This is a genomic window from Flavobacterium sp. LC2016-01, from assembly GCF_009711135.1.
Lineage (GTDB): Bacteria > Bacteroidota > Bacteroidia > Flavobacteriales > Flavobacteriaceae > Flavobacterium.
This window is the reverse complement of record NZ_WMIC01000001.1, coordinates 338583-354512: the sequence shown is the minus strand read 5'-3', so window position 1 is coordinate 354512 and position 15930 is coordinate 338583. Positions and strand designations below refer to the sequence as shown.

General features: G+C 33.5%; 12 protein-coding genes. 3 read left to right on the top strand and 9 right to left on the bottom strand.

Features of this window, described 5'->3' with window-relative positions; translation table 11 throughout:
- Positions 1-44: 44 nt before the first annotated feature.
- Positions 45-1922, top strand: a complete 1878-nt coding sequence (locus tag GKZ88_RS01575) for a PEP/pyruvate-binding domain-containing protein (protein WP_155100650.1) — start codon at positions 45-47, stop codon at positions 1920-1922.
- Here GKZ88_RS01575 and GKZ88_RS01570 read toward each other — a convergent pair whose 3' ends face one another.
- The gene (locus GKZ88_RS01570; RefSeq protein ID WP_155100649.1) at positions 1923-2480 is read right to left on the bottom strand and encodes a DUF4956 domain-containing protein; all 558 of its coding nucleotides are present in this window, start codon (positions 2478-2480) and stop codon (positions 1923-1925) included. It abuts the gene before it with no gap.
- A 118-nt stretch (positions 2481-2598) separates the two neighbouring features.
- Entirely contained in the window at positions 2599-3303 is a 705-nt protein-coding gene (locus tag GKZ88_RS01565) for a hypothetical protein (RefSeq protein WP_155100648.1), read from the bottom strand.
- Between the two features lie 306 nt (positions 3304-3609).
- Between GKZ88_RS01565 and GKZ88_RS01560 the strand changes: the two genes are divergently transcribed.
- Positions 3610-4584 carry a fasciclin domain-containing protein gene (locus tag GKZ88_RS01560; protein ID WP_155100647.1) on the top strand — a complete coding sequence of 325 codons (975 nt, stop codon included), beginning with the start codon at positions 3610-3612 and terminating at the stop codon, positions 4582-4584.
- A gap of 52 nt (positions 4585-4636) precedes the next feature.
- Here GKZ88_RS01560 and yidC read toward each other — a convergent pair whose 3' ends face one another.
- From yidC to GKZ88_RS01525, 7 genes are all read right to left on the bottom strand, one after another.
- Positions 4637-6547 (bottom strand): membrane protein insertase YidC, encoded by a 1911-nt coding sequence (gene yidC, locus GKZ88_RS01555; protein WP_155100646.1) that lies wholly within the window; start codon positions 6545-6547, stop codon positions 4637-4639.
- A gap of 77 nt (positions 6548-6624) precedes the next feature.
- Positions 6625-8238, bottom strand: a complete 1614-nt coding sequence (locus GKZ88_RS01550) for a CTP synthase (RefSeq protein ID WP_155100645.1) — start codon at positions 8236-8238, stop codon at positions 6625-6627.
- A gap of 419 nt (positions 8239-8657) precedes the next feature.
- Positions 8658-8894, bottom strand: coding sequence for a DUF3820 family protein (locus GKZ88_RS01545; protein ID WP_155100644.1), 237 nt, complete (start codon positions 8892-8894; stop codon positions 8658-8660).
- Between the two features lie 198 nt (positions 8895-9092).
- Complete coding sequence (nagB, locus tag GKZ88_RS01540; RefSeq protein WP_155100643.1) at positions 9093-11021, bottom strand: glucosamine-6-phosphate deaminase; 1929 nt, start codon at positions 11019-11021, stop codon at positions 9093-9095.
- A 31-nt stretch (positions 11022-11052) separates the two neighbouring features.
- A complete protein-coding gene (locus GKZ88_RS01535) occupies positions 11053-12426 on the bottom strand; it encodes a sugar MFS transporter (protein WP_155100642.1) in 1374 nt (457 codons plus the stop codon).
- A 173-nt stretch (positions 12427-12599) separates the two neighbouring features.
- Entirely contained in the window at positions 12600-13475 is an 876-nt protein-coding gene (locus GKZ88_RS01530) for a sugar phosphate nucleotidyltransferase (protein ID WP_155100641.1), read from the bottom strand.
- 10 nt (positions 13476-13485) lie between these two features.
- On the bottom strand, positions 13486-14577 hold the full coding sequence (locus tag GKZ88_RS01525; RefSeq protein ID WP_155100640.1) for a galactokinase family protein: 1092 nt from the start codon (positions 14575-14577) through the stop codon (positions 13486-13488).
- Positions 14578-14810: 233 nt separating this feature from the next.
- On the opposite strand from GKZ88_RS01525, the gene GKZ88_RS01520 reads away from it, so the two are divergent.
- Positions 14811-15848 carry a LacI family DNA-binding transcriptional regulator gene (locus GKZ88_RS01520; RefSeq protein WP_155100639.1) on the top strand — a complete coding sequence of 346 codons (1038 nt, stop codon included), beginning with the start codon at positions 14811-14813 and terminating at the stop codon, positions 15846-15848.
- Positions 15849-15930: the final 82 nt, after the last annotated feature.

Below are 15930 nucleotides of genomic sequence, written 5' to 3'. Positions count from 1 at the left end.
GCTATCGTTTTTTTTAATTACTTTTAATAATCAATAAAAATGCCATGCAAAAAATTGTTTACAGCTTTATTTTACTGCTTCTAACAGCCTCTTTGAGTGCGCAGCGATTCAGCGCTTCTTTGCCAGATTACGATTCTTATAAGGCTTTTAAGGGAAAACCATTATCGGATAAATTTTCGAATATCGAATCGGTAAAAATTATTTACGATTTGAAACAAAAGAAAATGTATTATTTCAACAGTACTTTGATTCCGCTTCATTATGATTTTGTTACCGATTATTTAGGCTATGACAGAGGAGTTGAAGTTTTTAATGATGAAAATTACAGCGATACCGAAAAAAACCGAAACTATTTGCTCGGAAATTTAAATCATATCAAAGGAACTGATAAATGGGTTTTCGAACTTGCTGCTTCAGATCATATGCCGATTCCTTTGATCGAAAGGTTTTACAATCTAATTGTGCAGTCCACTTTTATTGGCCCGAAATTAAATTTCTATCTGAATAATCCTGAAAAAATGGAATGGTTCCAGCAACAGAAATTTAAAATTCCCTGTGTAAAATCAGATTATATATTTAATGAAGTGACGTATCAGGAAGTGGTTTCTGGAAACAATATCGGAATCTTAAAACAATATAAAATAAAGGATTTGGAAACCATAAAACCAAATGCTGATGAAATTATAGTTTTGGACGGAACGCCAGATATACTGCCAAATGTTAGAGGAATTATTGTAAATGAACTCCAGACACCGCTAAGTCATTTGGTTCTTTTAGGCAAAAACAGAAAAATTCCGATTATGGCTTACACCAAAGCTTTTAAAGACAATAACATCAAAAGGCTGCTTTCTAAAAAAGTAGAGTTAACTATTCAAATTGATACTTTTTATATCAAAGAAACCAACAAAAAAATAGTTCAGAAAACGAATTCAAAAAAGAAAATACTTGTAACGGATAACAGCGTTACCGATTTAGTTGATTTAAATACGATTCCAAAAAACGGTGTGAATTACATTGGTTCAAAAGCAACGAATATGGCTTATTTAGTCGCTATTTCAAAAGAAATTCCGTTTAAAACTCCGGAAGATGCACATGCAATTCCGTTTTATTTTTATACCAAACACATTCAAAAAAAGTCGATTTCACCTTTAATTGAAGAACTTTTAGCATATCCAAATAAAGATTCTGCCGTTTGGATTCATAAGCAATTAAAAAAGATTAGAGACGCAATAAAACAGGAACCAATTGATCCAGGACTAATTGCTAAATTAAATCAGACTTTTAAAAATGCTAAATTCAAAAACTTTAGATTCAGATCATCAACTAATGCCGAAGATTTAGACGATTTTAACGGCGCCGGATTATATGATTCGAAAACAGGAATTGTGGGCGACACGATCAAAACTTTCGAAAAAGCAATAAAACAAGTTTGGGCGAGCGTCTGGAATGAAGCTTCTTATACTGAACGAGAGCTTTTTGGAATTGATCAGCATAATATTGCAATGGGCGTTTTGGTTCATCGCTCTTTTCCGGATGAACTTGCAAATGGCGTAGTTATCACAAAAAACATCTTCAGAAAAGATTTTCCCGGAATTACAGTTAATGTTCAAAAAGGCGAAAACTCAGTTGTAAAACCAGAAAAAGGAGAAATCTGTGAGCAGTTTATTGCTTCTCATTTTAATGATGGAAAAGATGATTCTGACTTTGATGTTGACTATACCTCCAATTCAAATCTAAACAATAATGAACCTTTATTGAGCAGAAAAGAAATGAGTAATCTTTTTTTAGTCAGCAAAAAAATTGAAACCAAAATGTACCGTTACTGGAAGAAAAACCGATTTAATCCGGTCGACATAGAGTTTAAAATTGTGGGAGAAAATAGGGATTTATATATTAAACAGGTTAGGCCTTTTAATGAATAATCAGTAAAAAACCTGAAGTTCAATTTCGTTTGCAACTGTGTTTACCAATACAATTTTAAAATCGAAATCTTGAATGTTTATTTTTTCCTGAATCGCTTTTCGTACGTTTCCATTCTCCAAAGAAAAATCGCTTAAAAGAGGGATTTTAACATCAACAGAATTTAAATATTTAGAAGCTTTTTTGTTTACGATAAGCGAAGCTGCAATGTAAAATCCGATAATTATCAATTGAAAAAATAAAAGCACTTCAATTTTTTCATACGGATACATAATATCTAGAATCGAAAGTGTGATTGTTGCAAAAAGAAAAATAATCGCATTTACGGTAAAAGACTGCGTTCTGAATCTTAAAATGGAAAAAATCGCAAATAAGCCAAAACCAATTCCGACACCAATTTCAATTTTGGTAAACAAATAACAAAGCGAAAAAGTACACAACCCAACAATTACCATTAATGGATTTATGGTTTCATTATCTTTTCGGTTAGAGAAAAAATACAAAACCAAAATCGAAAAAAACAACAATAAAAATCGGCCAATCAACTCGTTTAAATCCATTTCTTTCAAAGTGTTAGACAATCAAATTTAAAAAAAGTTTGCCACGAATTCACAAATTTTTTCTTCTAAAATAAATTCGTGAATTTGTGGCAAAAAAACTTAGTTTAAAAAGCTCAATTTATTCCATTTTTGGCTTTGAATCAGCTTTATAATTACTTTTTGGGTCGCTCATGTTTACTTCTTTGGTTAATTTCCCTCTTGAATAAAACTGCCACATTCCCACTTTTTTACCATTCAAAAATTTTCCTTTAGACGCCATAACACCATCCGAATCATAGAAAACAGCATCGCCATTATAAACATTATCTCTATAAGTTGACTGCTCCAGCAGAATTGCATTTTGCCCATATTTTTTATAAATCCCTTCTCTTGAACCATTTTTATAAATCATTTCTTCGGCGATTTTTGCATCAGGATAATAGACAGATCTTGTCCCTTCAAGCTTTCCATTTTTATAATTTTCAAGCGTCATTATAACCTTTGAAGCTTTGTGGTAATATTTCCATTCACCTTCACGCGATTTTCCAACTTCTTTTCCTTCGCTTACTTTATTCTTGTTCTGATCATAAAAAATCGTGTATGAACTTCCATCATTTGCAGTAAAATCACGAGTTGCAATTACGTCGCCTTTTTTGGTATCATCAAAAAATTTAAATACTCCTGTTTCTTTACCATGACTAAAAGTTCCTTCATAACGCGGGCGTTTTGAAAGTTCGTAAGTTCCTTTCCAAACTCCGTCTTTTTTACCATCAGAATCGACTTTATTAAAATCTTGCGAAAAAGCTAGTGTGCTTATTAAAAATAAAATCCAAAATTTTTTCATAATTCGTTTTTCTTTATAACAACAAAAATTCAGTTTTAGTATCGCAAAAGTATGACCAATTTTACTTTTATCCTGATTTTTAAAGTCTTAAATGTCATTTTATATTTTGTTTAATTTTTCTTAAACAAAATAAGCAGAAGTAAACAGAAAAACACAACATACTAATACAAATAATTAAAAATCAACAACTTACATTGTTAAACAAAATAGTTAAATCTATATTAAATTTAATATTTGTTTAATTTTTAGTAAAAAAAGTTAAACAAAATAGTTACTTTAGCGGTACAAACGAAAAAAAACAATATTATGAAAACAATTAAAATCAAATTAATTGCTCTTTTAGCGTTAATTACTTTCGTCACTGTTTCCTGCAACAATGATGACGATTCAAGTCAAAATCCCCAAACAATTGTATCGATTGCGCAAGCAAATCCAAATTTAAGCTCTCTGGTAACTGCTTTACAAAAAGCAGACTTAGCCACAACGTTGAAATCTTCTGGCACCTTTACAGTATTTGCTCCCACAAATCCTGCTTTTAGTGCTTTTCTAACTGCAAATGGTTATGCCGATCTGAATGCTGTACCCGTACCTGCACTTAAAGAATTATTATTAAATCATGTTTTAAACACCAAAGTAAAATCAAGTGAAATCACAACAGGTTATGTCAAAACATTGGCCAAAGGAAGCGCATCAGCTGCAAACACTATAAGTATGTACCTTGAAAAAAATTCTGGCGTTGATATTAACGGAGGAAAAGCAAATGGCGGAGCAACGGTAACTATTGCTGATATCCCGGCTTCTAATGGTATTATTCATGTTGTAGATGGCGTAATTGGACTGCCAACTGTTGTGAATCATGCAATAGCTAATAAAAATTTCACAACACTGGTTGCTGCCTTGACCTATAATCCATCATCTGGATTTGCGGGAATTTTATCTGGTACAGCTAGTTCGCCATTCACCGTTTTTGCCCCTACAAATACAGCATTCTCTAATTTTTTAACTGAAACTGGATATTCCGGACTTGCAGCTATCCCTGTAAATGTTTTAGAAACAACTTTAAAATATCATGTGGTTGCCGGCGCAAACGTACTTTCAACTTCTTTAACAAATAGTCAAATCGTAAGCAATTTTGCCGGTCAGAATTTCACCATTGGCTTAACCGGAGGAGCTAAAATTACTGATGCAAATAACAGAATCAGCAATATTATAGCTACAGACGTACAATGTTCAAATGGAGTTATTCATGTCATTGATAAAGTTTTGTTACCTAAATTTTAAGCATAAAAAAACCGCTGTTTTGCAACAGCGGTTTTTTTTATCAATCTAAATACTATTTCTTTTTATTCGCTTTTGCAGCTTCTTGCTGTTCCATTACTTCATTAAGACGTTGTTGGAATTTGCTAGGTTTTTTAGGCTCTTTTTGTTTATTCTCCTGAATTTGAGCGTGAATTTTAGTACTATCTACAATGTAATTCTTGATCACAAACATAATTCCGATAGTAATTAAGTTTGAAATAAAGTTGTACAAACTCAATCCTGCACCATAGCTATTAAAGAAAATTAACATCATTAATGGCGAAACATAAATCATGATTTTCATCATTTTAGCCATATCTGGCATTCCTTCTTGCTGAGGCGCAGCCATTTGTTGATCCCCTGAAGTCATTTTCATATAGAAGAAAATTGCAATTGCTGCCAAGATTGGGAACAAACTGATATGATCTCCATACAATGGAATAGAAAATGGCAATTTAACAACTGAGTCAAAAGATGATAAATCGTCTGCCCAAAGGAAGCTTTTTTGTCTCAACTCAAAAGCCGCCGGGAAAAACTGGAACGATGCGTACATAAAAGGAAGCTGAATCAATGCTGGGATACATCCTGCCATTGGGTTTACTCCTGCTTTGTTGTACAGTTTCATTGTTTCCTGCTGTTTTTTCATTGGGTCTTTTTTGTATTTTTCTCCCAACTCTGTAATATCAGGTCTTAAAACTTTCATTTTAGCCTGAGACAAGAACGATTTATATGTAATTGGCGACATTGCCAATTTGATGATAATGGTAAAGATGATAATTGCAATTCCTAATGAAAGTCCCATTGTTGAACTTAAGAATCCAAATAAAGGAATAAAGATCCATTTGTTGATCCATCCAAAAATTCCCCATCCTAATGGAATAATTTTTTCGAAATTTTTATCGTAAGCTTTTAATGTCTTATAATCTGCAGGACCAAAATACAAACTCATTTTGTAATCAACTTCTCCATTTGAGAATGCTAAAGGCAAATTAGCTCTGAATTGTTTTGTAAAAACAGTATCAATTTTTTCGTCTTTAACTAAATTATCCGATTGTAATTTTGAAGTTTCAAAAGGCTTTTCAGTCGCTAAAATAGTAGTAAAAAAGTGCTGTTTGAAAGCTACGAAACTCACTTTTGTTGGCGTTTCCTCTTTTCCTTGACCATTACCGCTTACATTGCTGTATTTTGAATCTTCGTATTTGTAATCAACCTGAGAGAAACGGTTTTCATATGAAATACTTTTCTCGTTTCTGTATGTTTTTAAATCCCATTGTAAATCTAATGGTTTTGCAACATTTAAAACTTTATTAAGTCCTTGAGAACGAATATCAAAACCAACTAAATAATCATTTGGCTTTAAAACATATTTGTACTCTAAGAATTCATTTGCACCCGCTTTCAAACGCATTGACAAAACCTGATCTTGACCCACTTTTTCTAATGTTGGCTCAAAATACAAATCTTTAGAATTTAAAGTTCTGTTGTCAGTAGTCTGTAACTGAATATTTAAGTTTGAATTATTGTCTTTAATTAACTCAACTAATTGTTTAGAACCTTTTTTAAACTTTTCAAATTCTTTTAAAGTTGCTTCAACGATGTAACCGCCTTTGTTAGCAATTTTAAGTTTAATCTTTTCGTTTTCGATTGTTGTAAAAGATTCTTTTGCAGAAGGAAGCGTCGCAGAATAAGCAAAACCACCTAAAGTTTTTTGCAATTGCGCTAATTGAACTGTATCACCTGGAGTTGTTGCTGCAACTGGTGCAACAGCAGTTTTAGTTTTATCAGCTTTTGCTTGAGCTTCTTGCTTAGCAACTAATTCTTTCTTGGCTTTTTCAGCAGCAATTTCCTTCTCAGAAGGTTGATTTTGATACATGATCCAAATCAAAATTCCAAATATCAATACAAAACCAATGATTGAATTAAGGTCAAATTTTTTTTCTTCCATTATTTTTAAAAAAGTTATTCGTTCGAGGTTATTAGTTATCCGTTTAAGTTAAAAGTTACACCTCTTAGAATGAATTATTATTTTTTATGCGCATTAACCGCAGCGGCCACAAAGTTTACGAAAATCGGATGTGGGTTTGCAACTGTACTTTTATATTCTGGATGGTATTGTACGCCAATGAAAAACGGGTGGTTTTCAAGTTCTACAATTTCTACCAATCCTGTATCTGGGTTCACTCCAGAAGCTTTTAAACCAGCTTTCTGCAATTCATCAGCATATTTATTATTGTATTCATAACGGTGACGGTGACGCTCAGAAATTGTTTTCTGTCCGTAAATTTTATATGCTAAAGTGTTTGGTTTAATATCACATTTCCAAGCACCTAAACGCATTGTTCCACCTTTATCTGTAATTGTTTTTTGCTCTTCCATTAAATTCACAACCGGATGAGGCGTTTTATCGTTCATCTCTGTAGAATTCGCATCGGCATAACCTAAAATATTTCTAGAATATTCAATAACAGACATCTGCATTCCCAAACAAATTCCGAAAAACGGAATATTATTTTCACGTGCATAACGAACTGCTTCGATTTTTCCTTCAATACCTCTTTCTCCAAAACCAGGAGCTACTAAAACTCCATCAAGAACGCTTAATTTTTCAGCAACATTATCAATATTAATATGTTCTGAATGAATAGAAATCACATTAACTTTAGTTTCGTTTGCAGCACCTGCGTGGATGAACGCCTCTAAAATTGATTTGTAACAATCCTGCATTTCTACATATTTTCCAATCAAACCAATATTTACGGTATGTTTTGGGTTTTTTATTCTGCGTAAAAAAGTATTCCAGTTTTTCAAATCTGGAGCTGCTTTTTTAGGTAAATCTAATTTTTTCAAAGCCACAACATCTAATCCTTCTTCAAGCATTAAATTTGGAACTTCATATATTGTTGAAGCGTCAATGGATTGAATAACTGCTTCTTTCTTAACATTACAAAACAAAGCTAGTTTTTGACGTAATTCCTGAGACAATTCATGCTCCGTTCTGCAAACTAAAATATCAGCTTTGATTCCGCTTTCCATTAATGTTTTTACAGAGTGCTGTGTCGGTTTTGTTTTCAACTCCCCTGCTGCTGCCAAATAAGGAACTAAAGTTAAATGAATAACAATTCCGTTATTTTCACCTAATTCCCAAACTAACTGACGAACTGATTCAATGTAAGGTAATGATTCAATATCACCAACAGTTCCACCAATTTCAGTAATTACAATATCATAATCGCCAGATTTACCCAGCAATTGCATTCGGTCTTTAATTTCGTTTGTAATATGAGGAACAACCTGAACCGTTTTTCCTAAAAATTCTCCTCTTCTTTCTTTTTCAATAACCGAAAGATAAACTCTTCCTGTAGTAACGTTATTTGCCTGAGAAGTAGGAACATTCAAGAAACGCTCGTAGTGACCTAAATCTAAATCTGTTTCAGCTCCATCATCTGTTACATAACATTCTCCATGCTCGTACGGATTCAATGTTCCTGGATCCACATTAATATACGGGTCAAATTTTTGAATAGTTGTACGGTATCCTCTTCCTTGTAACAATTTTGCTAAAGATGCTGCGATAATACCTTTTCCTAATGAAGAAGTCACACCGCCTGTAACAAAAATATATTTTGTTTGATTCATTCTGTTGTTGTTTGTAAGTAGTTGTGTAAAAAACTTGGCAAAAGTACAAATTTAATTAGACAATTTATCAATTAGATTATGAGATAATTTGCAAATTTTTAAACAGATCGATTACTTGGTTTGGTAATCGATAATTTTAACTTTTAATTAGAGTTTTTTTTGAGGAAAGTCCTTATTTCTGAGTTCAAAAATTTTTTGAGAAGACTTTAAAAGAAAATAAATAAAGAAGTATATTAATAAATGTCACCACAACGCAGGTTTTAAACCAAAAAAAAATATTATAATTTGAAAAACACTGACTTGTACACATTTATGAATTCAGGCTTGAATTCTGTGGTATCATTTTGTTTTTGGAAATTATAATATTTTTGTATTTCAAACTTAAATAAAAAATTTTAAACCGCCAAAGATTTTTCTTACTATTTAATAGGTTTTGGATATTGCTTCTTAATATTCCGTATCAATTCTTCCAAACCGTTTAATTTTAATTCATAAATAAGCTGCAATTGCTGTCCTAATTCTCCATTTGGAAAACCTTTATTGTGGTACCAAACCACATAATATTCGGGTAAATCAATTAAAAAACGGCCTTCGTATTTCCCGAAAGGCATTTTAGTGTGTGCTAATTTTATGAGAAGTTTTTTGTCTTGTTCCATTTTTTTTTAGAGAAGAAAGAAGCTAGAACAAAGAAAATAGATTATTCCGCTTAATTTAATTGTATACAAAACTATCACTTATTTTTTCTTTTGCCACAGATTAAAAGGATTTAAAAGATTTTCGCCACGAATTCACGAATTATATTTAAATCAATTCGTGAATTCGTGGCGAATATAAAATCTTAGAATCTTAGCATCTTAATAATGCCATCTCACAAAAGCTTCCATCGCTGCATAAGTTGCTAAACCTAATTGCTGATATAAAGCTGCTGTTTCGCTGTTTCTGTCTTCGGCTCTTTGCCAAAATTCTCTGGCATCAGTTCCTTGAAAAACAACGCCGTCTTTTTGCGATTGGTGTTTGAAGATTCCATGACGTTTGGCTAAAACTTGGTCTGGGCTCATTGGCACAGCCATTTCAACTTCATCAATTCCCCATTCCTGCCAAGCGCCGCGGTACAACCACAACCAACAGTCATCCATAAATGATTTTGGTTTTAGAACTTTTACAGCTTCAAAAATAGCATCCAGACAAACTTTGTGTGTTCCGTGCGGATCTGCTAAATCTCCTGCTGCGTAGATTTGATGCGGTTTGATTTTTTCAATTAAATCAACCGTTAACTGAATATCTTCTGGTCCGATTGGTTTTTTCTCGATTGTTCCAGTTTCATAAAAAGGCAATTCCATAAAATGAATCTGATCATCGGTTAAACCAACAAAATGACTGGTTGCTCTCGCCTCTCCTTTTCTGATCAAACCTTTAATGTAACGAACTTCTGGAATATCAATTTCACTGTTCTTTTTATTTTGTAAAAATGATTCGGCTTTTTTATAGATATTATCCGCCTCAGCACTTTTTATTCCGAATTTCTCATTGTAATCAATTACAAATCTTGCAAAACGAAGCGCTTCATCATCCGCGACAGCGATATTTCCTGAAGTTTGGTACGCAACATGAACTTCATGCCCTTGCTCCTGCAGACGCATGAAAGTTCCTCCCATACTGATAATATCGTCATCTGGATGCGGACTGAAAATCAATACGCGTTTTTTAGCCGGCTCTGCTCTTTCTGGACGATTTGTGTCGTCTGCATTTGGTTTTCCACCTGGCCAGCCCGTAATTGTATTTTGAAGTTTATTGAAAATTTTAATATTAGTGTCGTATGCCGGACCAGAATCTGCTAATAAATCGCTCATTCCGTTTTCGATATAATCGGCATCGGTAAGTTTTAAAATTGGTTTTTTAAGATCTAGTGCTAATCCTAAAACCGCTTTGCGCGTTAATTTATCAGTCCATTCAATTTTTTCAACCAACCAAGGCTTATTAATTCTTGTTAGTTTTGAAGAAGCTTCTTTATCTAAAATAAAAACAGCATCATCATGTTCCTGCAAAAACGAAGCTGGAACTCGGTTCGTAACTTCATCCTCAACAGATCTTTTTACAATATTTGCTTTTCCTTCTCCCCAAGCCAATAAAATTACTCTTTTGGCTTCCATGATTTTTTTAACCCCAAGCGTAATTGCCGTTCTTGGCGTATTATTTAATCCGAAGAAATCTTTGCTTGCGGCAACTCTTGTAATATGATCCAAAGCCACCAAACGTGTTTTAGAGTTTTGAAGCGAACCTGATTCGTTAAAACCAATATGTCCGTTTCCTCCAATTCCAAGAATCTGCAAATCGATTCCGCCTAAAGCTTCGATTTTAGCTTCATATTCATGACAATAATCGGCGATTTGTTCTTTTGTTAAAAGTCCGTCTGGAACGTGAGCATTTTCAGGTAAAATATCGACATGATCAAACAGCAATTCTTTCATAAAACGAACATAACTGTTGATTGAGTTTGGTTCCATTGGATAATATTCATCCAAATTAAAACTGATTACGTTTTTAAAACTCAAACCTTCTTCTTTATGCAGACGAACTAATTCAGCGTACAATCCTTTTGGCGAAGAGCCTGTTGCCAAACCTAAAATACAAGGCTGATTTTCTTTTTGTTTTGACTGAATTAAAGCTGCAATTTCTTGAGCAACTGCTTTTGAAGCATCTGACGAATTTTCAAAAACAACCGTATTGATGTTTTCGAATCGTTTTTCGAATCCCGTTGCTTTGTCGATTTTACTTTTTAACATGATATAGTTTTTTTAATTTCTCTTCTTTATTCTACCATCTTCTGTATTTATGCCCTTTTACAGCATAAAAAAGAATCATTAGATACGATGGTAAAAGCATTAAATAGGCCAACTGGTTACCGCTTCGCGATGTTGCCTGTGTTCCGGCCGCGATATTTGATGTGTTTATTGTTTCGGTAATCAAACCATAAAACAAAGGAAAAATAGCACCGCCAATAATTCCCATAATCAAAATGGCACTTCCTATTTTAGTGTATCCGCCTAGATCTTCTAACGCCATTGGCCAGATCGCCGGCCAGCAAAGTGCATTTGCTAAACCTAATAAAGCAACTAACAGAATGACAATTGGCAAACTTGGAATTCCCGGCAGCTGAACAGCCAATTTAGGCGAAATCATAACAATTGCGAGGACCAAAATGATTCCTAAAACTCCAGATCCTTTTAAAGCTGTTACCTGCGAAAGGTATTTTGGAATCAATGTTATTCCTAAAATATAGCCCACAACCATTGCCGACATGGTAAAAGAAGTCAGTTTTAAATAAAAATTTCCTTCGTCGCCATAAACGCCTAATTGTTTTCCAAAACCTCCAATTGAATCTCCTGCCAAAACTTCGGCAGCCAAATACAGCATTAAAGTTATCACTCCCAAAACCAATTGAGGACGTCTGAATGCATTTTTAATTTGTTTGAAAATACTCAGATTTGAAATATTTCCTTCTTCATCTAAATCAATTTCTGGGAGAGGCGAAAGCTTTACAAATAAAGCTAAAACCATAATAATCAACCCCATATAAAGATAAGGTCTTTGCAATTGTAATGCAAGAGAATCTAATGCATTTGATTTTGAAACAGAATCCAGCATTGCAATTTTGTCTGCCGTGAACTCCTGCATATTTGACAAAACCAAAGCCGTTAATATAATTGGTGCTACAAATCCTGCTAATTTATTGGCAATTCCTAAAACACTGATTCTTGCTGCAGCGCTTTCCCTTGGACCAATTACAACGACATACGGATTTGAAGCCGTCTGTAAAATTGCTAAACCAGTTCCCATGACAAAGAGCGCTACTAAAAACAGTAAAAAAGTACGGCTTTCAGCTGCTGGATAAAACAAAAATGCTCCTAAAGCAATTATTAATAATCCTAACGAAATACCATTTTTGTAGCCTACTTTCTCGATAACCCATGATGATGGCACTGCCATAACAAAATAAGCAATATAAAAAGCAAAAGTTACAAAATAAGCCTGAGAAGAAGACAACTCACAAGCTAATTCAAAAAATGGAATTAAAGGTCCGTTTAGCCAGGTTACAAATCCGAGAATAAAAAATAATGCGGTCAGGATGACCATCGGAATAATTGCATTCCTTTTTTCTGCTTGGATGACATTTTCAATGTTTGACATAATACTTTGGGTTGATTGTTAATAGATTTTTCGCTTTCAATCTATGATAGAATCAACGCTAAACATTTAATTTGCATTTTTTGCGCAACTATTTGCGATTTTTTTGCAATGCAAATGTAATGCAATAAGAAGTACTTATCCTAAAATAGATATGAAATTTTTGTTAATATTTTTTAAGACTCCCAATTAAGTACTGGATAGTGTTTTTTAAGATATTCTTTAACGTCAGCAATATCTTCTTTTGCAGTTAAATCAGGTACATGCTCAGAAAACGGAATTCCGATAGTTGTATTTGGGTTTGCTTTTACGGTATTTAAAAGTACAGTTGGCAATTCTTTTTCGTCTCTTTCAGGATTTACTGGGCAATTTTTCAGATGCGAATACAAAGTCTTTCCTGTAAACTTAAAAGCATTCATGCTAACTCTGATTTTTCCTTCAACATCTTTATAATTTTGCAAATCATTTGCAGTCGGCTTTTCTAAAATATCCAGCAGTTGATTATTTTCATCCAATTTTGCAATAGCGAAACGCGAAATTCTTTCTAAAGGAAACTCTAAAGCATCGCGGTCATAACTGATAAACGCATTTGGACTAGCTGTTTTTCTTAAAGCCAATAAAGCTTCTGCAGAATACAAATTATCGCTGTTGCAAACAGAATATTCCAATTCATTCAGCTCCGGAAACTGCTCAACAGCTTGGAAAAGTGCATCTGCCGTTCCAAAAGGTTTTATTCTTCCTTCAGGAATATATTGAACCGCAAATGAAATATTCAAACCATGAAAATCATTATCAGTATCATGACTTCCATAAAACTCTTTAAACAATTGTCCCTGTTCACCAATAATAATGTAAATATTTTGGTAACCCGCTTTTTTTGCATTCAATAAAAGATAATCCAATAAAGGTCTTCCGCTTGATCCAACGCCAATTAAGCCTTTGCTTCTTTCATTTGCCTGAGCGATTTCTTCTGGAGTTAAATTATCTGTAACGGCTTCTTTTTTCATACGAGACGATGCTCCGCCCGCAAGAATAACTAAATTGTTGTGCATATTTCTTTCTCTAAATTTCAATATTTTCAATAATTCTAACGCCAGGAGCAACTGCTACACCGTAAGCTTCTTGTGCGCCAGCTTTTAAAATAGCCTCGATAACTTGAGCTTCTTTTACAGGATCAGCAATAACAACGATGCTTCCACCACCGCCAGAACCTACAATTTTAGCTCCGTAAGCGCCTGCTCGCAAAGCGGCATTGATCATGTCATCAATACGAGGGACTGTGTTTTTTAATAAATCGCGCAAAACTTCATGATGCTGATTCATCCAGAAACCAATTTTTTTAAGATCTAAAACCGGTTTTTCAAATTCTTTTAAAGCTTCTTTTGTATAATGATAATTTTTTAAAGCAGCTTCAAAAAACGGAATCAGACGATCTGGAAGACAATTTTTATATCGATCAACATCTTCAATTTCAGAAGCATTTAAATCAAAATCAGGATAGTTTTGCTTTACAATAGCAATAGCCATCAAAGCATTTCCTTTTAATTCGCCAATTAATCCGATTGTTTCCTTTGGAACGCCAGAAACACCCGTAATTAAACCTTTTAATTCTGTGCCGATGCATCGATACGAAAAAGGAACTTTCGTATTTATATAAACGATATTTCCAGCTCCAATACTAAAATGATCCATCATGCCGCCCGGTTCTCCGTGTTCCAAAACTTCAGATGCATATCCAATTTTGGCGATAAAATCTGGAGTCGCTTCTTCATCGGCTCCGAAAGCTTCGATTAAAAACCGAATCCAAGCCATTAACAAAGCAGATGAACTTGATGTTCCCGAATTAATTGGAATATCGCCAGTGATTGTAATGTTATAACCTGATGTAGGAATACAGCCATGTCTGCGCAAAACGCGCAGTGATGAGGCGAAATAATCTCGCGGTTCTAATTTTTCAAAAGTTGCATTAATATCAATGACACGAATTTCATTAATATCAATCATATTAATAACAAAAGTATCGGTGTTATTTTGTTCTGCTGTCAGCTTTATATTTCGGTCTATCGCGCAGGCTATAACAGGCAAACCTAAATAGTCCTGATGATCTCCAAAGAGACACGTACGGCCTGGGGCTAATGAAGTAATTTTTTTCATGTAAAAACTTTACATTAAAATATTGCAAATCAATACATTACAATATTTATTGGTTATAAATTTATTTTAGATTTTCAGTTTTGATTTTACGAAACTATAGATTATATTTTGATAAAACAAGAAAAAAATAAAAAATGTGCTCGAACACACTTAAATAATGTTCTCGAGCACACAACTTAATTTCAATAAAGTTTTTTCAAAATAATTAAATCAAAGTTTCTATATTTGCTCATATGGATAAAAAGTACACGATAAAGGATATTGCAAAAATGGCTGGAGTTTCTAAGGGAACTGTCGATCGTGTTTTGCATAATAGAGGAAAGGTTTCTCCTACAGCACTTGAAAAAATCAACGAGGTTTTGAATGTGATCGATTATGAGCCCAACTTAATTGCCCGAAATTTAAAAAACACTAAAGTTTATCGTATTTGTGTACTTCTGCCCGATCCAGAAATTGATCCGTACTGGCTTCCGTGCGTAAACGGAATTCAAGATGCTATTGTTGAGTTTAAGGCTTACAGTGTTATTATTGAAACGTATTATTTTAATCCAGAAAGCACAAAGTCATTTTTAAAAACACACGAAACCATTGTTGCACAATCACCTGATGCTGTTTTACTCGCGCCTCTTTTTCATAAAGAAACCGTTGAAATCATTAAACAGTATGACGAATTAGGAATTATCGTGAACACTTTTAATAACCAAGTTGAATCTTCGTCGATTAAAAGTTTTGTTGGTCAAGATCTTCATAAAAGCGGCCGTGTTGCTGCAAGTTTGATGAATTTGATTTTAAGCAAAGGCCAAATCGCAATTATCCATATTGATGAAAGCCTTAAAAATGCAGTTCACATGCAAGAAAAGGAAAAAGGCTTCAGAAATTATTTTGAGGAAAAAAAGCTTTCTGACTTTTCTCTAACCACTCTGAAACTTAAATTTTCAAACATCGAAACTAAATTTGCCGCATTTGTAGAAGAAAACCCAGATTTAAGCGGTATTTTCATTACAACTTCAAAAGCATATCAAATAGCCTCTGTTTTATCTTCGGCAAAAAACAAAAAAATTGCTCTTATTGGTTATGACTTAATCGAAAAAAATGTCAATTTCTTAAATCAGGGGTTGGTTCATTTTTTAATTCACCAAAATCAAAAAAGGCAGGCTTACTTAGGAGTGAGTACTTTAGTAGATCATTTTCTATTCCGAAAAGAAATTCCGGAAACTATTTTGTTGCCAATCGATATTATTAATGTCGAAAATGCATCTTTTTATTCGTAAGGTTCTATTCTAAGATACTAAGGTTCTAAGATGCTAAGATTCTAAGGCTTCTTTTCCTTTGCCTCTTTGTCTCTTTGAGCCT